We start from the raw sequence: 22,568 nt of genomic DNA, 5'->3' as shown, positions 1-22,568 counted from the left end.
AGGTCATTCTTTTGTAAATACATAGTTTCTGAAAAGTTGTTCGGGATCATCATAGCTTTGAAGGATGTTCAAACCTGCTTTACCGGCCAGCCATTGTATGGTACGGTCATCGTACTTTTGAGAGATTTCGGTATGAATGGTTTCCCAAATTTCGAAATTTAAATGGAGTCCAATCTTTTTCAACTCAACCTTTTGGGCTTTGTTAGCAATCAGAAAGCTCTTTGCGGTGCCGGTTTCGGGGTCGTAGGTTTCCCAATGATCAAAATGCTCCGGTTCAAAATTTCCTTCAAGCTCTCTGTTGATCCTGTGCAGAATATTTTTATTGAATTCTGCAGTGAGTCCTTTTGGATCATTATAAGCATTCAGGATCATGGAGGGGTTCTTCTTTTGATCAAATCCCATAAAAAGCAAATCGTTTTTGCTCATGGCGTTCGAAATTCCTTTTAGAAACTCGATCGCCTGAGGATGTAACAAGTTCCCGATATTTGAGCCAAGTACCAATAGTACTTTTTTTCTTTTGTTGAAAGTGCTGAGTTCGTTCAGAACTTCAAAATACATGCCTTGTTGAGGTTTGACCGTTACACCGGGCATACAATTATGAAGATCGGCCAATAGCTCATCAAGGGCATGTTGGCTGATATCGACGGGCATATAGGTGAAATCTAACTGCGCTGTTAGAAATTCCTCTAACAGAAGCTTAGTCTTAGTTCCGTCACCCGCACCCAACTCGATAAGGTCGAACCCTTGCGGGTGTTTAAAGAGTATGGATAATTCGGTTCTGTGTAAACTGATCAATTCATATTCTGCTCTGAATAGGTAATATTCAGGCATTTCCATGATCTTTTGGAAAAGGCGGTCGCCATTTTCATCATAGAAATATTTCGAATACAGATATTTGGGGTAGGAAGTAAGTCCTTTGTGGACATCCGTAGCAAACGAACTTTCAAAGCGAATATTGGTGTTCGTTCCCATGCCTGCTTTATTTAGCGAGGCGTATCCCGGTAAACTGCCATCTTAGATGCGGATGGAAAAAGTTCCTGTACGTATATCGGGTGTGATTTTTAGCGGTAGCAACCGAGCCACCTCTTAACACTTTTTGATTGACCATGAATTTGCCGTTATATTCTCCCAGGGCTCCTTCCTCTTTAGCGAATCCTGGATACGGTAGATAGGCGCTTTCTGTCCACTCCCAGCGTCTTCCCCAGTCGAAATATTCCTGTGCGACTTCCCATTCAAATTCCGTAGGTAGGCGAAGTTCCTTCCATTGTGCATACGCATAGGCTTCAAAATAAGAGATATGAGTTAGCGGGGTCTCAAGGTCGATTTCTTTAAGTCCTTTGAGTGTGTATTGCTGCCAGATACCGTCTACCAAATGCCAATATAGAGGCGCAAGAATCTTGTTTTGGTTGATCCAATCCCATGCTTCAGCATGCCAGTACTTGAAATTCTTATAGCCACCATCCTGCATGAATTGAAGATATTCACCATTGGTGACCAGTTTATTTGAGATCTTATAGGGATGGAGAAATACTTTGTGTTTGCCGAGTTCATTATCATAGCAGAAATCTCTACCGATGTGACCGATCTCATAAACACCTTCCGGAATTTTTATCCATTTATTCTTTTGCTTTTCCAATCGGTGCTCTTCGAAGGTCGCAGAATAACTTGGTAACAAAGGATTACTGCCCAGAATGAATTTTATGTCGGTAAGTAATAATTCCTGATGTTGTTTTTCGTGATGAATACCAGTTTCAACCAACTTCATAAGTTCCTCACTCTGATTTTCCTCAAGTAAGTCGGTCATCTGATTGGTGACGTGATCCCGGTAGCGATAAACATCCTCCACTGAAGGTCGTGTCAGATTACCACGGTCTGCACGCGAAACCCTTTTTCCGAAAGTTTCATAGTAACTATTAAAGATGTACGTGAAATCAGGGTTGTATTCGGTGTAATTTGCTTTATGAGGGAGGAGTATAAAGGCTTCAAAGAACCAGGTGGTATGACCGATATGCCATTTTGGGGGAGAAACATTAACATCAGGCTGTACGACATAATCTTCCATGATCAGCGGGGCACATATTTCATCGGTGGCCTGCCTGGTCTGGAGGAAATCAGTGATAATTTGGTTGGTAATGATCATTTCTCAATCCGGAATAAATATGTTCTAAAAATACTAAATAAGCGGATTGGTCTTGATACTTAAGAAGTTAAATCTTGTTAAAGCTTTCGTACTTTTCGGTGTTCAAATAGCATTAAGGTAGTCGGATCCTCAGGTAGGTTGATGTCTTTTGCGTATTCGAATCCGAGTTTTTCCAGTAATTTTTGGGAGGCCTTATTGTCTTTTGTGGTAATTGCCAGGAGTAGTTCAATGCCTAATTGTTGGTAGGCTACCTTGCTGAGTGCTCTTGCAGCTTCATAAGCAAACCCGGAACCTTCAAAATTCGGTAGCAGTGCATATCCCAGATCAAGGCCATCCAGTCCCTCCCGGTCATACAATCCACAGCTCCCGATCTTTATGCCGTCTGCTTTTCTGATCAGGGTAAAGTTGGAGAATCCGAGGCGATCGTATTGCGCACGAAATTTAGAATCTATATATGCGCTTACTTCTTCAATGGTTTTGAGGTTTCTGTCTCCGATATACTGGAGAAATTTCGGACTGTTCATCAGTTCGAGAAGAAAGGCTTCATCGTCATGCGAAGTAGGACGCATGATCAGTCTTTCGGTTTCAAGGGAGACTATTTTTCCCATGGTGAAAAACGTTGAATTAATACCATAAAGTTACGGAAATTAACCATGGTATTATCTGAAGACGATCAGAAAATGAAGTTAAAAGTACAGGTTCTGAGCAAGTTCACTTCCCAATGCCTTGCAAGAACTCCTGTAAGGCATCTTTAGATAGCTACGGCGCCTTTGATGTGAGGATGTGGATCGTAGTTCAATAACTCGAAATCTTCAAATTTAAAGCTGAATATGTCCTTTACTTCAGGATTTATTTTCATCTGAGGAAGCGGTCTGAGTTCTCTGCTGAGTTGTAGTTTTACCTGTTCCATATGGTTGTTATAGATATGGGCATCTCCGAATGTGTGTATAAATTCACCAGGAGCATATCCGCAAACCTGAGCGACCATCAGGGTGAGTAAAGCGTAAGAAGCAATATTAAACGGAACACCCAGGAAAATATCTGCACTTCGCTGATATAGCTGACATGAAAGTTTTCCATCTGCCACATAGAATTGAAAGAAGGCGTGACACGGTGGGAGGGCGGCTTTGTTGTTGGCTACGTTTTCAGCAAAAGATACCGAAGTGTCCGGTAATACGCCTGGATTCCATGCGCTGACCAGCATTCTTCTGCTATTCGGATTCTTTTTAAGGGTTTCGATCACTTCACTGATCTGATCGATTTCATCATCATTCCAGTTACGCCATTGACGTCCGTATACCGGGCCGAGATCACCATGCTCATCTGCCCATTCATTCCAGATGCGAACACCATTGTCCTGAAGGTATTTGATATTGGTATCGCCATTCAGGAACCAGAGCAGTTCATAGATGATAGATTTTAAATGAAGTTTTTTAGTGGTAACCATTGGAAATCCTTCAGAAAGATCGAATCGCATCTGGTAGCCAAATACGCTTTTTGTTCCTGTTCCCGTACGGTCACCTTTTTCATTTCCATTTTCCAGGACGTGCTTCAATAAGTCGTGGTACTGCTTCATTTTCTACTGCTCTTTTGTGTTAATTCCGGGGAATCTTCAGGAGACGAATGTAAAAAAGAAAGTCGGTTTCCGAAGTGAAAAACCGACTTTTTTTATCAAGATGTTATCAACTGATTATCCGATGATCATACCTGCTATCGTCGCCGACATCAGGGAGGCGATAGAGCCGCCGATCACAGCTTTCAATCCGAACTCAGACAGTGTTTTTCGTTGCCCTGGAGCCAGTGATCCGATTCCTCCGATCTGAATTCCGATCGAAGCGAAATTGGCAAATCCGCATAACATATAGGTTGCCATAATCACAGATTTATTATAGGTGAAATGTAGAGGATTGGCCAGGTTCTTTAATTCTGCAAGTTGTACATAGCCTACAAACTCACTTGCGGCAAGCTTAATGCCCAGTAATTGTCCCATGAGCATCATGTCTTCTTTGGCAACACCGATGATCCACATCAGCGGTGCAAAAATCGTTCCCAGTATTGATTCTATGGAGAATGTAGTATAAGGAGTATAGGTTGCAAGTACCGTGTTTAGGCTGGTTACGTCACCAACACGACCGAGAATATAGTTGATCATGGCGATGAACGCGATAAATACCAGTAACATCGCACCAACGTTGGCTGCGAGTTTTAACCCTTCGGTGGTACCGTTGGCAATGGCATCGAGAATGTTACTTCCGATCTTATTCGATGATACCTCTACATTGGGATCAATCTTTTCCTGTTGTGGGTATAATATTTTGGAGATAACGATCGCTCCGGGAGCAGCCATCACCGATGCGGCAAGAAGGTGTTTTGCGAACTGTATTCGTAATTGAGGGTCATCCCCTCCAAGGAAGCCGATATAGGCTGCTAGTACTCCTCCGGCAACGGTCGCCATACCGCCTACCATAACCAGGAGTATCTCTGACCGGGTCATCCGTTCGAGATAGGCTTTGATCATCAGGGGTGATTCGGTTTGTCCCAGGAAGATGTTTCCGGCAACGGAAAGGCTTTCGGGGCCTGAAATACCCAATATTTTAGTCAATACCCAGGCCATTCCTTTTACTACGACCTGTATAATGCCAAGGTAAAAGAGAACGGAGGTAAGGGCTGAGAAAAATATGATGGTAGGCAGGATCTGAAATATAAAAATAAATCCGAAGCTATCTTCGTTCAGTAGATCCCCAAGAAGAAAGACACTTCCTGCATTGGTGAAATCAAGAATAAGAATGAAGATCTTACCCACATATTCAAATGCTTTTTGTACAAAAGGGACCAAAAGTATCCCTACGGCCATAACCAGTTGAAGGGCCAGGCCGAGACCAACCGTCTTCCAGTTGATCGCTTTTCTATTGCTGCTAAGCAGAAATGATATCAGTAGGAGGACAAACATACCCAGCACTCCTCTCGATAAACTCATGATGGTAAAACCCTTGCTTTCGATAATACTGGCGTCTGTAACCACATTGCTTTCTTTGCTGACCAGATTTAGGTCAAAGGCTTTGCCGTTATTCGTATAGGTGAGGGTGGAGTCTGTAAGTGCGGTGATCTTTAACTTGACGAGGCTGTCTGTGGGGGTTTCAAAGTATAGCAGCAGGTTATTGTTCTGGTGCATATAGCTTCCTTTCTGAACCTTGCTGCTGTCGGGATTGAAAAGATGAAAGTCACCCTTCGAAAGTTCGAGGTAACCTTGTATTTCCGAATTTTCTCCGGAGTATTTCCAACGTTTTTCGATATCCTGAGCATTCGATTGTAAACCGAAGATGATAGCGGCAAATAGGAATAATAATTTTTTCAAAGGCTAACGGATTATTTTATAGATCGATCAATAAAAAAGGGGAACAGGCGTTATTGGCATGTTCCCCGGAATATATTTTTTACTTCTGTTCTCTTTTTGAGATTTCATCTCTGATCTTGGCAGCTTTTTCATAGTCCTCACTATTGACTGCCCCATCGAGCATTGTGTAGAGTTCCTGTAGCGAAAATGCTCTGTAATCTTCCTGTTTTTTAGCAGGTTGGTCATCACCTCTGAGAATTTCATCCACGATGATGCTTTCTTCTTTTTCTTCTTGTTCTTCCTTTGGAGAGAACTTAAGATAGATACCAGCTTTATCCAGTATGTTCTTGTAGGTGAAAATAGGCGCGTTGAATCTCAATGCAAGGGCGATAGCATCGCTGGTTCTGGCGTCAATTATTTCTTCGATTTTATCGCGTTCACAAATGATACTGGAGTAAAAGACTCCGTCTACCAATTTGTGTATGATTACTTGTTTTACCACGATATCGAAACGATCTGCAAAGTTTTTGAACAGGTCGTGGGTGAGTGGTCTTGGCGGTTTGATCTCTTTTTCCAGGGCTATTGCGATGGATTGAGCTTCAAAAGCACCAATGACAATAGGCAACTTACGTTCGCCTTCAACTTCATTCAATATAAGTGCATAGGCCCCATTTTGGGTCTGGCTGTAAGATATTCCTTTTATATTCAGTTTGACTAGACTCATAAAGTATTTAAAAATTCAAGGGCTGTCTGACAGGCGGACGTATCCAAATATCAGACAGCCCTTGAAGGGCACAATTTAACAAAAATTATGCGTTATTCGCTTTAAATTCCTTCAATTTTTCAGTTAGTCGGGGAACTACATCAAAGGCGTCACCAACTACTCCATAATCGGCAGCTTTGAAAAATGGAGCCTCCGGATCGTTGTTGATCACAACCTTTACTTTAGAGGCGTTAATACCAGCCAGGTGTTGGATGGCACCTGAAATTCCCACGGCTATATACAGGTTGGATGCTACGGGTTTACCGGTTTGACCAACGTGTTCACCATGGGGTCTCCATCCAAGGTCAGAAACAGGCTTGGAGCAAGCGGTTGCAGCTCCGAGAACATCGGCTAATTCTTCGATCATTCCCCAGTTTTCCGGACCTTTTAATCCGCGTCCACCGGAAACTACGATTTCCGCATCTGCGATGCTTACTTTGCCGGTAACCTTATCTACAGAAACAACTTCGGTAGAGAAATCATCAGCGCCTAATTCGGGTGAAAATTCCTCAGTTTCTCCTTTGCCTTCCGCAGCTATAACACCATAAGAATTCTTGGCGATTCCGAGCACTTTTACAGGGGTGTTGATCTCGGTAAGGCTGAAGGCTTTATTGGTGAACGCTGTACGTTTAACCGTAAATGGTGCGGTACTTTCAGGTAATGCGATCACATTGGATGCATAGCCAGCATTCAGTGCTACAGCTAGAACCGGAGCCAGATATTTGGCATTTGCACTTGAGCTTAAGATCACTACACTGGAAGCTGATTTCCCGGCGGCTTGTGCGAGTATGTCGGCATAGGCCTTTTCATTGAAATTGCTGAGTTTGTCATTTTTAACTACCAGTGTTTTGTCAACACCATAACCGGCGAGTTCTCCGGGATTGTCGGCGTTGACGGCTACGGCAACAACTTCTGTGCCCAGCAACTTGGCAACTTCGCTGGCGTAGGAAGCTGCTTCAAAAGCTGTTTTTTTAAATTTTCCGTTTTCAGATTCGGTATATACTAGAACAGACATATAATCTTTTTTGCGTGGTTAATACTATAAGGACATGCTTAAATCACTTTGGCTTCGTTGTGAAGCAAGGAGATCAGTTCGTCCAGATTGTCAGGGGACACCAATTTTACTGCGCCTTTTGGAGCGGGTTTCTCAAAACTAACCGCTTTGGTCATTGTCTCGGCTTCAACAGGTTCAAGTACGTTCAGGGCTTTTTTACGAGCCATCATAATTCCTCTCATATTCGGAATTTTGAGGTCTTTTTCTTCTACCAATCCTTTTTGTCCACCGATAACCAATGGTAGTGTGGTTTTAAGTATTTCCTTTCCTCCGTCTATTTCACGGGTTACATTAGCGGAATTGCCATCCACTTCAATACCTATGCAGGTGTTTACGAAATTGGCTCCGCAAAGAGAGGCCAGCATTCCCGGAACCATACCTCCGTTATAATCGATAGATTCACGTCCTGCTATGATTAGGTCATAATTCCCTTCGGAAACAACTCTTGCTAATTGTTTGGCAACATAATAACCATCGGTGGGTTCGGCATTTACTCGTATCGCTTCATCCGCTCCGATCGCCAGTGCTTTTCGCAGTGTTGGTTCTGTATCTGCGGGTCCTACATTAACCACGGTTACCGTTGCTCCCTGTTGTTCCTTGAACCACATCGCTCTCGTCAAACCGAATTCATCATTGGGATTTATCACAAACTGTACTCCGTTTGTGTCAAACCTGGAGTCTCCTTCTGTAAAGTTTATTTTCGAAGTAGTGTCCGGTACATGGCTGATGCACACTAATATCTTCATATTTTGGTCGTTTTATTATGATTTCAATAATTGTGCTACGAATATACTGATAAATATTAAAATATACTATGCATGCATAATAAATTTTTTTCTTTTAAACTTGTTCAGATAGTTGTGAGAGAATTATTATTTTTGTTACACTTTTTTAAAAGGGGTATTTATTAAATAATATAAAGACTATAGATGAGAACAATTCAGTTTAGAGAAGCCATTTGTGAGGCTATGAGCGAAGAGATGCGCAAAGACGAATCTATCTACCTCATGGGTGAGGAAGTTGCAGAATATAATGGTGCTTATAAGGCTTCTAAAGGTATGCTGGACGAATTCGGTCCGGATCGTGTATTGGATACTCCTATATCCGAACTTGGATTTGCAGGTATCGGTGTGGGTTCTGCAATGGGTGGAAACAGGCCGATCATTGAATTCATGACCTTCAATTTCTCCCTGGTGGGAATCGATCAGATTATCAACAATGCAGCGAAGATGCGTCAGATGTCCGGTGGACAGTTCAATATTCCTATAGTTTTCCGTGGCCCTACCGCTTCGGCAGGTCAGCTTGCAGCAACACACTCACAGGCCTTTGAAAGCTGGTATGCCAATTGCCCTGGATTAAAAGTAGTGGTTCCTTCAAATCCGTATGATGCAAAAGGATTGTTAAAGGCTGCTATTCGTGATAATGACCCTGTGATTTTCATGGAGTCTGAACAGATGTATGGAGATAAGGGAGAGGTGCCTGAGGATGAATATATCATTCCATTAGGAGTTGCCGATATCAAGCGTGAGGGTTCTGATGTAACCATAGTTTCTTTTGGTAAGATTATTAAAGAAGCATACAAGGCAGCAGATGAACTGGAAAAAGAAGGTGTCAGCTGTGAGATCATCGATCTTAGAACAGTTCGTCCTATGGATCACGATGCAATCCTGAATTCAGTAAAGAAAACAAACCGATTGGTGATCCTTGAGGAAGCATGGCCTTTTGGAAACGTGGCAACTGAGATCACTTATCAGGTGCAGAGCCAGGCATTCGATTATCTGGATGCACCGATCATCAAGATCAATACAGCCGATACACCGGCACCATATTCACCAGTACTTCTTGAAGAATGGCTTCCTAATGCAGGAGATGTCGTTAAAGCAGTAAAAAAGGTGCTCTATAAATAAAAAGGTATTTTTTACGTTATTAAAGCTCCACTGCCTAAATTAGCGGTGGAGCTTTTTTATTGCTATGAAACCCTCCATAATATATATAGTTTACCAATGACTAAGTTTGTGAGGGTTCTTCATGACCTATAATTGGTATATGAAAATATACATATGAAACAGATCTTTTTACTTGCCACATTCTTTGCCTCGTTCACCCTTTGGTCACAGACCAAAGTTGGAGGTATGGTGGTAGATCAGGATGGTAATCCGATTTCCTTTGCTAATGTTATGTTTAAGAATTCCTTCGAGGGGGTCATTACCAACGAAGATGGTCGATTCTATCTCGAATCGGAAGAAACCTATACGGTTTTGCAGGTGAGTCTGCTGGGGTATACCACCAAGGAGATCCCGTTAGAGAAAAAGGTCACCTATGGGATGAAGATCGAACTCACCGAAGGTGAGGAGCTTGATGAGGTTGTTATCTTTGCGGGGAAGCAACCCAAGAAGGGCAATCCAGCCATCGATATCCTTAAAAAGATCTGGGAAAAGAAAAGGCACAACGGGATTCGTTTGTACGATCAGTATGCCTTTGATAAATATGAGAAAGTAGAATTCGATCTGAATACAATCGACAGTGCTATGATCAATAGTAAGCTGTTTCGGGGAATGGAGTTTATCTTCGATCAAATCGATACTTCCAGTGTCACCGGGAAAACCTACCTTCCGGTCTTCATCAATGAATCGTTTCACCGGGTTTATGGGGATAATAAAATGGACCTCCATAAGGAGATTTTGGAGGGAAACAAGAATTCAGGCTTCAGTACGAATCAGACGATCATCAACTTCATAAAGGATCTCTACAACGACTATAATGTCTATAATAACTATATCAAGCTGTTTGATAAGAGCTTTGTGAGTCCGCTATCCAGAACAGGAGTGGATGTCTACAATTACGTCTTGGCTGACAGTACCTTTATAGATGATAAGTGGTGTTATAATATCATCTATTACCCGCGTCGATCCAGTGAGCTCACCTTTAAAGGTGACTTTTGGGTGAATGATACCACATTTGCTATCAAGGATATCAATATGCAGCTTACCAAGAGTGCCAATGTGAACTGGGTTAAGGATATCTATATAGAGCAGGAATTTGAAGTGAAGAATGATTCTGTCTTTTTGTTGAAACGGGATTATATCATGAGTGATTTCAGTTTGACAAAAAAAGACGAATCTAAAGGGATCTATGGAAAACGTACCACGGTTTACGATAACTATGAATTCGATAAGGAAAAACCTAAATCCTTCTACAATATTAAAGTCGATCCTTATAATCAGGTGGTGTATAATCGCGATAGTTCTTTCTGGGATACCAACCGGCTGGAGCAGTTGAATAAAGATGAAAAAGGGATCTATGCCATGCTTGATACGCTCAAGACTGTGCCTAAGTTTAAAAGACTTTATGACCTTGGTTCGATATTGAGTTCGGGTTATATCGAATTCGATCGGCTTAATATGGATTACGGACCTATCTATTCAGGGTTTGGATTCAATGATGTGGAAGGGGTGCGGCTTCGTGGAGGTGGGAGAACCTATTTCACTCAAAATGATCCATGGCGACTGGAAGGGTATATGGCCTATGGTTTTAGAGATAACCGATTTAAATATGGGATCTCCGGGAAGATCCTGCTCGACCGAAAGAATCGATTCATCTTTGCTGCAGGGAATCGGCGTGATATCGAGCAGCTGGGAGTGAGCCTGACGGCCACAACCGATGTTCTGGGGAGGAGTTTTGCATCTTCCTCGATCTTTACCGCAGGATCGAACAATACGTTGACAAATATCAACCTGACCACTGCTTCGTTCGAATATGAATTCGTGAAGAATCTCAGGCTGAAATGGGGTGCGAGTTTCAGGACCATGCGTTCCGCCTTGCCGGAAGAGTTCAACCTGGACTATGTGGATCCGGAATCTCCTACCGGGGTTTCCAGTGAAACGAAGCAATTTGAATTTGAACTGAATCTTTTCTATACGCCGGGGAGGGAAACCTATGGCTACGGGGTAGAACGCTATGATGTGAATGATCAATACCCGCGCTTTATCATGAGATACTCAACGGGATATCGCGGATTTCTGGAAAGTGATTTCAATTATAGAAAGCTTCAGTTCTATTATAGGCAGCCATTGCTTTTAGGAGGACTGGGAAGGTCTACCGTAACGCTTGAAACCGGTAAGATTTTTGGAGCAGTGCCTTTGAGTCTTTTGAGTCCGATTCCCGGGAATCAGACCTATTTTACTATTTTCAATACCTATCCGAACCTCAACTTCTATGAGTTCGTGACCGATACTTATGTTTCGGCACAGCTGGAACATAATTTTAACGGAAGATTTTTCGGAAGAATACCATTGTTGAGGAAGTTGAATCTTCGTGAGATCGTAGGTATTCGCGGGGTTTGGGGACAGATATCCGATGAGAACATCGCTTTGAGTGCACCTGCCGGGGTGGTGTTAAGGGCTCCGGAAGATCATATCTATTACGAGTATTCGGTAGGTGTGGGGAATATCCTGAAACTCTTCAGAATAGACTTCAATTTCAGAGGTAATTATCTCGATTTGCCTGATGTCAGACCCTTCTCTGTAACCGGTGCTTTTGAGTTTGCCTTCTAAGTGATTGGTTAACCCTTGTTTACTAAAATGTAAATCCCTTCAATAAACGTTGTTAATTAGAGGGTTGTTCGTTATTTTTGTTTCCGTTAAAAATTGTGAAGAATAAAAGATAAATTATGACCGCAGATAAGATCAATACTTTTGATGTCTTAATTGAGATCCCGAAAGGAAGCCGTAACAAATACGAATACGATTTTGAATTGAAGAAGATCCGTTACGATCGCATGATATTTTCATCCATGATGTATCCTGCAGATTACGGATTCATTCCGGAGACACTTGCTCTAGATGGAGATCCGCTTGATGTACTGGTTTTGGTTACTGAGCCAACTTTCCCCGGATGTGTAATGGAGGTTAAGCCTATCGGAGTATTTCATATGACCGATGAGAAAGGTCCGGATGAAAAGATCATCTGTGTGCCTGTGTCAGATCCGATATGGAATCGTGTTAAGGATCTTGATGAATTGAATCCACACCTTATCAAAGAGATCGAGCACTTTTTCCAGGTTTACAAGGATCTTGAAAAGAAGAAAGTTGCGATCGGTGGATGGGGTAACCTTAAGGAAGCGCAGGAAATCATCGTAAACGGAATCAATCGTTTTGCGGAAAGTGATGTTCCTCCACACGAAGTAAGTATTAAATAAGATATTTCAAATACCTGTATATAAAGCAATAACCCTCTGGTTATTGCTTTTTTTATTGTCTGTGTTTTAGTACATTTATGACATTCATACTACTAATCAAACTTAAAACATGGAATTAAATATTATCTATTTGCCTATAGCAATGGCTGTTATAGGGCTTATTTTTATGGGTATTAAAGCGGCCTGGGTAAAGAAACAGTCTGCTGGTAGTGAACATATGCAATCTATTTCAAAAAGCATTAAAGAAGGAGCACTGGCCTTTCTGAATGCAGAGTATCGTTTACTGCTTATCTTCGTTGTCATCGCCTCTCTGGGGTTATTTGGAATCTCCAGAGCCGTCGATACCACCAGTGTTTTGATCGTTCCTGCATTTATCTTAGGAGCGTTTTTTTCTGCCTTAGCCGGAAATATTGGAATGCGTATTGCAACCGATGCGAATGCACGAACTGCCGAAGCGGCAAAAACCAGTTTACCTCAAGCCCTGAAGGTTTCCTTTAACGGAGGTACCGTGATGGGGTTAGGTGTTGCCGGACTTGCGGTATTCGGTCTTAGTATGTTATTTCTTGTTTTTATCGGACAGTTCATGGGTAACGAAGGATCTTATTATATGAACATGACCATGGTGCTGGAAACATTGGCAGGATTCTCACTTGGTGCCGAGTCGATCGCTTTGTTCGCTCGTGTCGGGGGAGGTATATATACAAAGGCTGCAGATGTTGGAGCCGACCTCGTTGGAAAGGTTGAAGCCGGAATTCCGGAAGATGATCCGCGGAATCCTGCGACTATTGCAGATAATGTGGGTGATAATGTAGGAGATGTTGCTGGGATGGGGGCCGATCTTTTTGGGTCGTATGTGGCTACCGTGTTGGCTTCAATGGTGTTGGGGAATTATGTGATCCGGGATATGAGCCTGGATGGACCATTTACTGATAACTTTCAAAATATGGGGCCTATCGCGCTGCCATTGGTGATCGCAGGAGTAGGTATTCTTGCTTCTATTTTGGGTACTTTTCTGGTGCGTATCGGAAGTAACGATGCCCGGGAGCCTCAGGTGCAAAAAGCATTGGATACGGGAAACTGGACAGCGATCCTGCTTACAGTTATCGCGAGTTGGTTCCTCATTAAATGGATGCTGCCAGAAACGCTAAGTATGCGATTGTTCGGAGAAGGGATTATTACAATTCCGTCACGACACGTATTCTATTCCTGTCTTATCGGACTCGCAGTGGGAGCACTTATATCTTTTGTTACGGCATTTTATACAAGCCTCGGAAAGAAGCCTGTTTTAGATATCGTACAGAATAGTTCCACCGGAGCCGCAACCAATATTATCGCCGGTCTTGCAGTTGGAATGCGTTCGACTTTCTGGTCAGTACTTTTATTCGCTGCAGCAATCTACGGTTCGTATGAGCTGGCCGGATTCTATGGTGTGGCTCTTGCTGCTTCTGCAATGATGGCAACGACCGGGATGCAATTGGCGATCGATGCATTCGGGCCAATTGCCGATAATGCCGGAGGGGTGGCAGAAATGAGTGAGCTCCCTTCGGAAGTGAGAAGCCGTACCGATATTCTCGATTCTGTAGGTAACACCACTGCTGCAGTTGGGAAAGGGTTTGCCATTGCTTCTGCCGCCCTGACTGCTCTGGCACTGTTTGCAGCCTATGTGACTTTTACCGGTATTGAAGGGATCAATATTTTTAAAGCAGATGTGCTTGCTGCATTGTTCGTAGGTGGTATGATTCCTGTTGTGTTCTCAGCTTTAGCGATGAAATCGGTAGGAAAGGCAGCCATGGAGATGGTGCAGGAAGTCAGAAGGCAGTTCCGGGAGATTCCCGGAATCATGGAGGGTAAAGGAAAACCGGAATACGGCAAGTGTGTTGCGATCTCAACGAAAGCTGCACTCAAGGAAATGTTGTTGCCCGGACTCATAACGATCATTACTCCGATTATTATCGGAAGCATCTTCGGGCCTGAGCCTCTGGGAGGGTATATGGCCGGAGTATGTGTTTCGGGTGTAATGTGGGCTATTTTTCAAAATAATGCCGGTGGTGCCTGGGATAATGCGAAGAAGTCATTTGAAGCTGGAGTTGAGATCAATGGAGAAATGACGTTCAAAGGTTCCGAGGCGCATAAAGCTGCAGTGACCGGTGATACTGTAGGGGATCCATTCAAGGATACTTCAGGGCCTTCAATGAATATTCTTATTAAACTCACCTGTCTTGTCGGACTGGTCATTGCACCGATACTCGGAGGACATTCTGAAGAAGCTATGGTTGATATCTCCGGTAAGTCAGAAGTGAAAAAGGAGATTATCGTCACGCAGAATATGAAATTCAAAGATGATCAAGTAGTTAAGGTAGAAAAGGTTATTACTGTCAATGGTGAAACCACAATAACGGAAAAGGAAATTACAGGTAGTGCTGAAGAAATTGAGGCAGAAGTTGAAAGTATGAAAGAATAGTATTTCCTATCGTAAATAATTCAAAAGCACAGACGGGTTCTGTGCTTTTTGTTTTGTGTAAGATACTGATAATCAAAAAAATAGTTATAAATTTACTGCGAAACTGTTGTTTGTCCCTTGAGATTGTAAGAGTAGTTGGATAAACAACTTGGGGTAGTTTTATTAAGCTAAAAATACCGGATTGATACTGGTATTTTTAGCTTTTTTTGAAAACTGATGACGATTATTTGATAAATAACTCGATAAGTCCAAAAAAACTGAGGCTGCTCCCGATTTTTCCTGACATTTCCACCACAGGTTACGCTGGCATTTAGAGCTAAAGGTCCTGAATAGGGACAACGCTTTCCGTTGCACCGGCAGATGGAATAATAGTCACCGTAATTAAGTGATGATTTGTATTTTTTGTCTTACTATTAAAAGAGACCGTGCAGCTCTGCGTCGATTTTATTGATGATCTCTCCGAGATCTTCCTGACTATCCACAAAATTATAGCGATCGACATCTACAATGAGGAGTTTCCCCTTATCATAGGTGTGGATAAATGCTTCATAGCGTTCGTTCAGCCTGCTTAGGTAGTCGATGGAAATACTGTTTTCATAATCCCGTCCTCTTTTATGGATCTGGTTTACGAGATTCGGAATCGAGCTTCTCAGATAGATGAGAAGATCAGGCGCCTGAACCAGGCTTTCCATCAATTCGAACAAGGTGGTATAATTTTGAAAATCCCGGTTGGTCATGAGTCCCATCGCATGTAGGTTAGGGGCGAAAATATGAGCGTCTTCGTAGATCGTACGGTCCTGAATGATGTTTTTTCCGCTTTGGCGGATCTGAAGAATCTGACGAAATCTGCTGTTGAGGAAATAGATCTGCAGGTTGAAGCTCCAGCGTTCCATCTGGGTGTAGAAATCATCGAGATAAGGATTGTCTACAACATCTTCAAAATGAGCCTCCCAATTGAAATGTTTGGAAAGTAATTGAGTAAGGGTCGTTTTACCAGCCCCTATATTTCCGGCGATTGCAACATGCATAAATGTCAGTATGTTTGGGTTGATGTACTTTGTAAAGGTAAATATACGAGATATGCGGCTATCGAAAAACTTTTTTATGTGATCCTTTAGGGAGTTGTTGTGAAATGTGCAGGATGCTAAAGTGATAGGGTTTTTTTAAAAAAATACGGTAAGATGTATCCGGACATTTTGAGCTGGAAGATCATCTCGGTTTGTGCTATGGAAATACACAGGGGAATGATATGGTGACTTAGAATGGAAATTGAAGTACGATGCACAGATTAAAATAGTTATAAAAATCAAAAAAGGGTTTTTGGTTAAAAACAATTTTTATACTTTTGTCGCCATTATTTCAGAGGATAGATTTGACTGATTGCAACCTCATTAAAAAATGCTAAAGCAGTTATCGCCGTTCCCGGTGATAATCTTCTTTAGACGGCTACGTCAGATCGCTCCCTGCATAAAAAAAACAATGTTATGTCATATTTATTTACGTCCGAATCGGTAAGCGAAGGACATCCGGATAAGATTGCAGACCAGATCAGTGATGCCCTGCTGGATAATTTCCTGGCATTCGATCCTGAAAGTAAAGTGGCTTGTGAAACACTGGTGACTACCGGTCAGGTTGTTCTTGCTGGTGAAGTGAAGAGTGATACCTACCTTGATGTTCAATCGATCGCACGTGAAGTGATCAACAACATCGGGTATACCAAAGGTGAATACCAGTTTAGTGGAGACAGCTGTGGCGTGATCTCTCTGATTCATGAGCAATCTCAGGATATCAACCAGGGGGTTGATCGTGCCACTAAAGAAGAACAAGGTGCCGGAGATCAGGGTATGATGTTCGGATACGCAACAAAAGAGACCGCAAACTATATGCCGCTGGCTCTAGATATTTCTCACCGTATTCTTCGTGAACTTGCGGTTCTAAGAAGAGATGGTTCGTCTATCGCTTATCTGAGACCTGATGCAAAGGCGCAGGTGACCATCGAATATTCTGATGATAATGTGCCGCAGCGAATCGATACCATCGTGATCTCAACGCAACATGATCCCTTCGATAGTGATGATACCAGGATGCTTAAAAAGATAAAGGAAGATCTTATCAATATTTTGATTCCGAAAGTGGTTGCTCAATTACCTGAACATATTCAGAAATTGTTCAATGACAAGATAAAATATCATATCAACCCTACCGGTAAATTTGTTATCGGTGGACCTCATGGTGATACCGGACTTACCGGAAGAAAGATCATCGTGGATACGTATGGCGGAAAAGGGGCTCACGGAGGTGGTGCCTTCAGTGGTAAGGATCCGAGTAAGGTTGACCGAAGTGCGGCCTATGCTGCACGTCATATCGCGAAAAATCTGGTTGCTGCCGGAGTGGCTTATGAAGTGGAAGTACAGGTAAGTTATGCGATCGGTGTTGTTGAGCCAACTTCAATTCTGGTGAATACCTATGGTTCCGGAAAGTTAGGCCTCAATGACGGTGAGATCGCTGCCAGAGTTGCTGAGATCTTCGATATGCGTCCATTCGCGATCGAGCAAAGGTTGAAGCTCAGAAATCCTATTTATCTGGAAACAGCAGCCTATGGACATATGGGTAAAGAGCCGAAGATGCTTACAAAGGTCTTCGAATCACCCTATAATGGTAAAGTCGAGCGCGAGGTGGAATTGTTTACCTGGGAAAAGCTCGATTACGTAGATAAAGTAAAAGAAGCCTTCGGTATCTGATCGAAGTCTTTCTTGGGATGAGAATTTAGAATAAAAATTAAATTCTGAACCGCATCCCGTTTAAGTTCTGATTAATTTTGTCATGTTATCAAGAAAGGCGGAAGGAATAGACCTGATGATGCCTTAGCAACCCTTTACCATTAAAGAAGGTGCTACGTTCTACCTCATTGAGGATAGATAACAATTGATTCTTCTCCTGAATTTCAACCTTTCTTGCCTGCATAACAATTACTCACGATCTAAACGGTATTCGTTCAGACTATTGATAATCGTAAATTTTTGAAAGTTGAAAGACGAACTTTTTCATATTGAGATCGATAATTACACTACCTTTTCAGGAGTGACACAGGATATTTCATTGTCTGGGCAGTTGTTTGGTAAACCCTTACATACAGCTCCGGTTGTGATGGTGAATCATGCCTTAACAGGGAATTCAAATGTTACCGGAGCACAGGGATGGTGGAAAGACCTGATCGGTCCCGGTAAAGCTATCGATACAGAGTTTTATACAATCCTTGCCTTTAATATTCCTGGAAATGGATACGATGGAAAGGTGATTTCGAACTATAAGGATTTTGTGGCCAGAGATATGGCTCAGATCTTCTTAACAGGGCTTCGAAAATTGGAGATCCCGAAATTATATGCGTTGATCGGAGGATCACTCGGTGGAGGAATCGCATGGGAGATGGTCGCTTTGTCTCCTGAGATCACTACGCATCTGATCCCAGTGGCTACCGATTGGAAATCTACTGACTGGTTGATCGCTAATTGCCATATTCAGGAACAGTTTCTGGTGAATTCTCGTAATCCGGTACACGATGCCAGGATGCATGCAATGCTTTGTTACCGAACTCCTGAGTCTTTTAAGGAGAGGTTTCATCGTTCCACCAATGAAGAACTCAATGTGTTCAATGTGGAAAGCTGGTTACTCCACCATGGGAATAAATTACAGGAACGTTTTCAACTATCTGCTTACAAACTGATGAACCAGTTGTTACGCACCATCGATATTACCAGAGGTAGATCGGAACATTATAATGTATTGGAATCAATACGTGCAAGCATCCATATTATCGGAGTTAACTCTGATATGTTTTTTACTGCAGAGGAGAACCGAAGTACTTATAAGCAGCTGGCACAATCAAGTGGAAAAGTCAGCTATGGAGAGATCGAATCGGTACACGGGCATGATGCCTTTCTTATAGAGTTTGAGCAATTGGAAAAATTAATAGACGGGATCTTTGAAACGTCTCTAAAAAGTAAAAAAATGAAAGTAATAAAGTTCGGAGGGAAATCATTGGCAAACGGGGAAGGACTCCGCAATGTTATAGATATAGTAGCGTCAAAGGTATCGGAGGGTGAAAGGATCGCATTGGTGGTATCGGCCAGAAATAATGCTACCAATGAATTGGAGATCATTCTTGAAACTGCTGCCTCCAAACAGGATTATGACCATTTGCTTAAGGCTTTTAAGGAATATCAACTAGGCGATTACCCTGAGGTTGACGTAACTGAAGAGTTTGAAAAACTGGATGAGATTTTTTCAGGAGTAAGATTGTTAGGCGATTACAGTTCAAAGATCAAGGATGAGGTGCTGGCTCAGGGAGAAGTTATTTCCGCCAAACTGATATCTTATTTACTCACCCAAAAGGGGATCCCGGCTAATTTTACAGATGCCAGAAATCTTATTAAGACTACTGAGCATTTCGGTAATGCTCAGCCGCTGGAAAAGATCTCAAGAGATAATGTCAATGATCATTTCCGTATTCATAACGGGCAAACCGTTAATGTGGTGACTGGATTTATCGGTTCCAACGAAAAGAATGAAACGACTACGCTGGGTAGAAACGGGAGTAATTATACAGCCTCTTTACTTGCGAATTATCTGGATGCTGGTGAATTGCAGAATTTCACGCATGTTGATGGTATATTTACTGCGGATCCGAATCTGGTTCCGAACGCTCGCAGAATCGATGAATTATCGTTTAATGAAGCTAATGAGATGGCTAATTTCGGAGCGAATATCCTGCATGCTAAAACCATCATCCCGTTACTCGAAAAAAACATACCTCTTAGGATTCTGAATACCTTTAATCCAGGTGATCCGGGAACCCTGATCACCGCAAACCCCAAAACGGAAGGTATCAAATCATTGTCAGTACTTGAAAATGTGGCATTGGTTAATCTGGAGGGCCGCGGATTATTAGGAAAAGCCGGTGTTGATGCCCGTATCTTCAATGCACTTGGTAGAAAGAATATCAGTGTGAGTATCATATCGCAAGGGTCTTCGGAAAGAGGTATCGGACTTGTTGTGAATTCGAATAAAGCCAGTGAGGCCATGATTGAACTGGAGAAGGAATTCGAAAGAGATTTCTATTCAAAAGATGTCAATAAGATATCGGTGACCGATGATGTGTCGGTGATCTCGATCATCGGGCAGGACCTGAGCAATTTCCACAAGCCATATAATGCACTCATCAAAAATAAAGTTGTACCCGTACTATTTAACAATACCGTTACCGGAAAGAATGTCAGTCTGGTGGTGAATCATTCGGATCTTCATAAGGCATTGAATGTGATTCATGGCGAGATGTTCGGTATCTCTAAGAATGTGAATCTTGCAATTTTTGGCCATGGTACTGTCGGTGCAACACTAATCGATCAGGTCTTGTCATCGGCAAGGTCTATCGAGGAACGCAAGAAGATCAAGCTAAACATCTTTGCGGTTTCCAATTCTAGAAAATTGCTGTTGAATCGAAATGGGATAGATAGCGGATGGAAGACTGAGTTGGAGAATTCTGAAGTTGAAGCGGGTATCGATAATGTGATCAGTTATGCGGAGGCATTTCACCTGGAGAATCTTATCGCTATCGATAATACGGCAAGTGCAGAATTTGTAAAGAACTATCCTGCACTTATCGAAGCCGGTTTTGATCTGGTATCGTCTAATAAGATTGCGAATACTCTCGATTACGGATTCTACAGCGAGATCAGATCTCTTTTAGATAAACATCAAAAGCAATATCTTTATGAAACCAATGTTGGGGCAGGACTTCCGTTGATCGATACCATTCGTATCCTGCATCTTTCCGGTGAGAATATCACGCGTATACGCGGGGTGTTCTCCGGTACGCTCAGTTATCTGTTCAATCGATTCTCTGAGGAGGACCTTAAGTTCAGCAGTATTTTAAAGGATACCATAGCTAAAGGATTTACCGAACCGGATCCAAGAGAGGATCTGAATGGGAATGATGTCGGGCGTAAATTATTGATCCTGGCCAGAGAACTGGACCTGCAGAATGAATTCTCAGATGTAAATGTTCAGAATCTGGTACCTGAAAGTCTTGCTGAACACGATGTTCAGGGATTTCTTGAAAACCTTGAAGCCTTTGATGATCAATACCAGAGGATTAAAGACCAGCAGGAGCCTGATCATGTATTGCGGTATGTCGGAGACCTTCATGGAGACCTGCAGCAGGATAAAGGATTGTTGGATGTTAAATTGATCTCGGTACCAGCAGGCAGTGCACTTGGACAGGTAAAGGGAGCTGATTCCATCTTTGAGATTTATACCGATTCCTACGGAGACCGGCCTATAGTGATACAAGGAGCCGGTGCCGGTGCAGCAGTTACTGCACGAGGTGTATTTGGAGATATATTGAAATTAACCGAAAGAAACGATTAAGTTAAAAGAACGAACCATGAGTAATAAGAATTTTGAAACAGAAGCGATCAGAACCCAGGTTGAACGCACCGATTTTTTGGAGCATTCAGCGCCGTTATACCTTACTTCCAGCTTCCTTTTTGAGGATGCTGAAGATATGAGAGCTTCTTTTGCTGAAGAAAAAGAAAAGAATATATATAGCAGATTTACGAATCCGAATACTTCGGAATTTGTGGACAAAATCTGTAAAATGGAAGGAGCGGAAGCAGGCTATAGTTTTGCTACCGGGATGGCTGCGGTATTTTCAACTTTCGCAGCTCTTTTGAACAGTGGTGATCATATTGTGTCCTGCAGATCTGTTTTCGGGTCTACGCATGCTTTGTTTACGAAGTTTCTTCCAAAATGGAATATTGAAACCTCCTATTTCAAGGTAGATGAGACTGATAAGCTCGAATCCCTGATCCAACCGAATACCAAGGTGTTGTATGCGGAAACACCTACCAATCCTGGCGTGGATATCCTGGATCTTGAACTGTTGGGTAAAATCGCTAAAAAGCATAATCTTATCCTGATAATCGACAACTGTTTTGCGACGCCCTATCTGCAACAGCCGATCGGTTTCGGTGCGGACCTGGTGATCCATTCTGCAACCAAACTTATCGACGGACAAGGTCGGGTGCTGGGAGGAGTAACCGTGGGTCGGGCTGATCTTATTCGTGAGATCTATCTATTTGCCAGAAATACGGGGCCTGCACTTTCACCGTTTAATGCCTGGGTACTGTCTAAGAGTTTAGAGACCTTGGCCGTACGTGTTGACCGCCATTGTGAAAATGCATTAAAGGTGGCTGAATTCCTTGAGAAGCATGACAAGGTGGAATGGGTTAAATATCCGTTCTTAAAATCTCATCCGAAACATGAGATCGCTAAAAAACAGATGAAGGCCGGTGGTAGTATCGTGGCTTTTGAAATCAAGGGAGGAATAGCGGCAGGAAGGAAGTTTCTGGATGCGATCAAAATGTGTTCCCTGTCTGCCAATCTGGGCGATACAAGAACCATCGTTACACATCCTGCATCGACCACGCACAGCAAATTGTCTGAAGAAGATCGTAACGAAGTGGGAATTTCTGCAGGACTGGTTCGTGTGTCCGTCGGACTCGAGACTGTGGCTGACGTTTTAAACGATTTAGATCAGGCTCTAAACAGCTAAAAATCTT

At 42.5% G+C, this 22,568-nt stretch carries 16 protein-coding genes and 1 riboswitch; of the genes, 7 read left to right on the top strand and 9 right to left on the bottom strand.

What is annotated here, in order from left to right:
* Window positions 1-3 precede the first annotated feature (3 nt).
* From DMZ48_RS07825 to DMZ48_RS07790, 8 genes are all read right to left on the bottom strand, one after another.
* On the bottom strand, window positions 4-972 hold the full coding sequence (locus DMZ48_RS07825; protein WP_143954568.1) for an L-histidine N(alpha)-methyltransferase: 969 nt from the start codon (window positions 970-972) through the stop codon (window positions 4-6).
* Between the two features lie 7 nt (window positions 973-979).
* On the bottom strand, window positions 980-2,140 hold the full coding sequence (gene egtB / locus DMZ48_RS07820; RefSeq protein ID WP_143954567.1) for an ergothioneine biosynthesis protein EgtB: 1,161 nt from the start codon (window positions 2,138-2,140) through the stop codon (window positions 980-982).
* A gap of 77 nt (window positions 2,141-2,217) precedes the next feature.
* On the bottom strand, window positions 2,218-2,748 hold the full coding sequence (locus tag DMZ48_RS07815; RefSeq protein ID WP_143954566.1) for a GNAT family N-acetyltransferase: 531 nt from the start codon (window positions 2,746-2,748) through the stop codon (window positions 2,218-2,220).
* Window positions 2,749-2,891: 143 nt separating this feature from the next.
* The gene (locus tag DMZ48_RS07810) at window positions 2,892-3,716 is read right to left on the bottom strand and encodes a thymidylate synthase (RefSeq protein WP_143954565.1); all 825 of its coding nucleotides are present in this window, start codon (window positions 3,714-3,716) and stop codon (window positions 2,892-2,894) included.
* A gap of 114 nt (window positions 3,717-3,830) precedes the next feature.
* On the bottom strand, window positions 3,831-5,495 hold the full coding sequence (locus DMZ48_RS07805; protein WP_143954564.1) for a NupC/NupG family nucleoside CNT transporter: 1,665 nt from the start codon (window positions 5,493-5,495) through the stop codon (window positions 3,831-3,833).
* Window positions 5,496-5,574: 79 nt separating this feature from the next.
* A complete protein-coding gene (locus DMZ48_RS07800; protein ID WP_143954563.1) occupies window positions 5,575-6,198 on the bottom strand; it encodes a bifunctional nuclease family protein in 624 nt (207 codons plus the stop codon).
* Window positions 6,199-6,283: 85 nt separating this feature from the next.
* Window positions 6,284-7,252: an electron transfer flavoprotein subunit alpha/FixB family protein gene (locus DMZ48_RS07795; protein WP_143954562.1), complete on the bottom strand. Its 969-nt coding sequence runs from the start codon at window positions 7,250-7,252 to the stop codon at window positions 6,284-6,286.
* 38 nt (window positions 7,253-7,290) lie between these two features.
* A complete protein-coding gene (locus DMZ48_RS07790) occupies window positions 7,291-8,037 on the bottom strand; it encodes an electron transfer flavoprotein subunit beta/FixA family protein (RefSeq protein WP_143954561.1) in 747 nt (248 codons plus the stop codon).
* A 183-nt stretch (window positions 8,038-8,220) separates the two neighbouring features.
* Between DMZ48_RS07790 and DMZ48_RS07785 the strand changes: the two genes are divergently transcribed.
* From DMZ48_RS07785 to DMZ48_RS07770, 4 genes are all read left to right on the top strand, one after another.
* Window positions 8,221-9,198 (top strand): pyruvate dehydrogenase complex E1 component subunit beta, encoded by a 978-nt coding sequence (locus DMZ48_RS07785; protein WP_143954560.1) that lies wholly within the window; start codon window positions 8,221-8,223, stop codon window positions 9,196-9,198.
* A gap of 153 nt (window positions 9,199-9,351) precedes the next feature.
* A complete protein-coding gene (locus DMZ48_RS07780; RefSeq protein WP_143954559.1) occupies window positions 9,352-11,844 on the top strand; it encodes a DUF5686 family protein in 2,493 nt (830 codons plus the stop codon).
* A gap of 116 nt (window positions 11,845-11,960) precedes the next feature.
* Window positions 11,961-12,488, top strand: coding sequence for an inorganic diphosphatase (locus DMZ48_RS07775; RefSeq protein ID WP_143954558.1), 528 nt, complete (start codon window positions 11,961-11,963; stop codon window positions 12,486-12,488).
* Window positions 12,489-12,597: 109 nt separating this feature from the next.
* Window positions 12,598-14,949 (top strand): sodium-translocating pyrophosphatase, encoded by a 2,352-nt coding sequence (locus DMZ48_RS07770; RefSeq protein ID WP_143954557.1) that lies wholly within the window; start codon window positions 12,598-12,600, stop codon window positions 14,947-14,949.
* A gap of 413 nt (window positions 14,950-15,362) precedes the next feature.
* On the opposite strand, the gene DMZ48_RS07765 is transcribed toward DMZ48_RS07770, so the two are convergent.
* Window positions 15,363-15,977, bottom strand: a complete 615-nt coding sequence (locus DMZ48_RS07765) for a deoxynucleoside kinase (protein WP_143954556.1) — start codon at window positions 15,975-15,977, stop codon at window positions 15,363-15,365.
* Window positions 15,978-16,433: 456 nt separating this feature from the next.
* On the opposite strand from DMZ48_RS07765, the gene metK reads away from it, so the two are divergent.
* From metK to DMZ48_RS07750, 3 genes are all read left to right on the top strand, one after another.
* The gene (metK, locus tag DMZ48_RS07760) at window positions 16,434-17,690 is read left to right on the top strand and encodes a methionine adenosyltransferase (protein WP_143954555.1); all 1,257 of its coding nucleotides are present in this window, start codon (window positions 16,434-16,436) and stop codon (window positions 17,688-17,690) included.
* Between the two features lie 82 nt (window positions 17,691-17,772).
* Window positions 17,773-17,874, top strand: a riboswitch (SAM riboswitch).
* Window positions 17,875-17,976: 102 nt separating this feature from the next.
* Window positions 17,977-21,375 (top strand): bifunctional aspartate kinase/homoserine dehydrogenase I, encoded by a 3,399-nt coding sequence (gene thrA / locus DMZ48_RS07755; protein ID WP_143954554.1) that lies wholly within the window; start codon window positions 17,977-17,979, stop codon window positions 21,373-21,375.
* Between the two features lie 16 nt (window positions 21,376-21,391).
* Window positions 21,392-22,561, top strand: a complete 1,170-nt coding sequence (locus DMZ48_RS07750) for a trans-sulfuration enzyme family protein (protein WP_143954553.1) — start codon at window positions 21,392-21,394, stop codon at window positions 22,559-22,561.
* The last annotated feature ends 7 nt before the right edge of the window (window positions 22,562-22,568 follow it).

Source organism: Robertkochia solimangrovi (genome assembly GCF_007279655.1).
GTDB lineage: Bacteria > Bacteroidota > Bacteroidia > Flavobacteriales > Flavobacteriaceae > Robertkochia > Robertkochia solimangrovi.
Note: the sequence above shows the minus strand (reverse complement) of the source record. Positions and strands in the feature narration are given on the sequence as shown.

Excerpts from the sequence above, each read along its gene's own strand:
- DMZ48_RS07825 (WP_143954568.1), bottom strand. The coding sequence starts at position 972 with ATGGGAACGAACACCAATATTCGCTTTGAAAGTTCGTTTGCTACGGAT.
- egtB (WP_143954567.1), bottom strand. The coding sequence starts at position 2,140 with ATGATCATTACCAACCAAATTATCACTGATTTCCTCCAGACCAGGCAG.
- DMZ48_RS07815 (WP_143954566.1), bottom strand. The coding sequence starts at position 2,748 with ATGGGAAAAATAGTCTCCCTTGAAACCGAAAGACTGATCATGCGTCCT.
- DMZ48_RS07810 (WP_143954565.1), bottom strand. The coding sequence starts at position 3,716 with ATGAAGCAGTACCACGACTTATTGAAGCACGTCCTGGAAAATGGAAAT.
- DMZ48_RS07800 (WP_143954563.1), bottom strand. The coding sequence starts at position 6,198 with ATGAGTCTAGTCAAACTGAATATAAAAGGAATATCTTACAGCCAGACC.
- DMZ48_RS07795 (WP_143954562.1), bottom strand. The coding sequence starts at position 7,252 with ATGTCTGTTCTAGTATATACCGAATCTGAAAACGGAAAATTTAAAAAA.
- DMZ48_RS07790 (WP_143954561.1), bottom strand. The coding sequence starts at position 8,037 with ATGAAGATATTAGTGTGCATCAGCCATGTACCGGACACTACTTCGAAA.
- DMZ48_RS07785 (WP_143954560.1), top strand. The coding sequence starts at position 8,221 with ATGAGAACAATTCAGTTTAGAGAAGCCATTTGTGAGGCTATGAGCGAA.
- DMZ48_RS07780 (WP_143954559.1), top strand. The coding sequence starts at position 9,352 with ATGAAACAGATCTTTTTACTTGCCACATTCTTTGCCTCGTTCACCCTT.
- DMZ48_RS07775 (WP_143954558.1), top strand. The coding sequence starts at position 11,961 with ATGACCGCAGATAAGATCAATACTTTTGATGTCTTAATTGAGATCCCG.
- DMZ48_RS07770 (WP_143954557.1), top strand. The coding sequence starts at position 12,598 with ATGGAATTAAATATTATCTATTTGCCTATAGCAATGGCTGTTATAGGG.
- DMZ48_RS07765 (WP_143954556.1), bottom strand. The coding sequence starts at position 15,977 with ATGCATGTTGCAATCGCCGGAAATATAGGGGCTGGTAAAACGACCCTT.
- metK (WP_143954555.1), top strand. The coding sequence starts at position 16,434 with ATGTCATATTTATTTACGTCCGAATCGGTAAGCGAAGGACATCCGGAT.
- DMZ48_RS07750 (WP_143954553.1), top strand. The coding sequence starts at position 21,392 with ATGAGTAATAAGAATTTTGAAACAGAAGCGATCAGAACCCAGGTTGAA.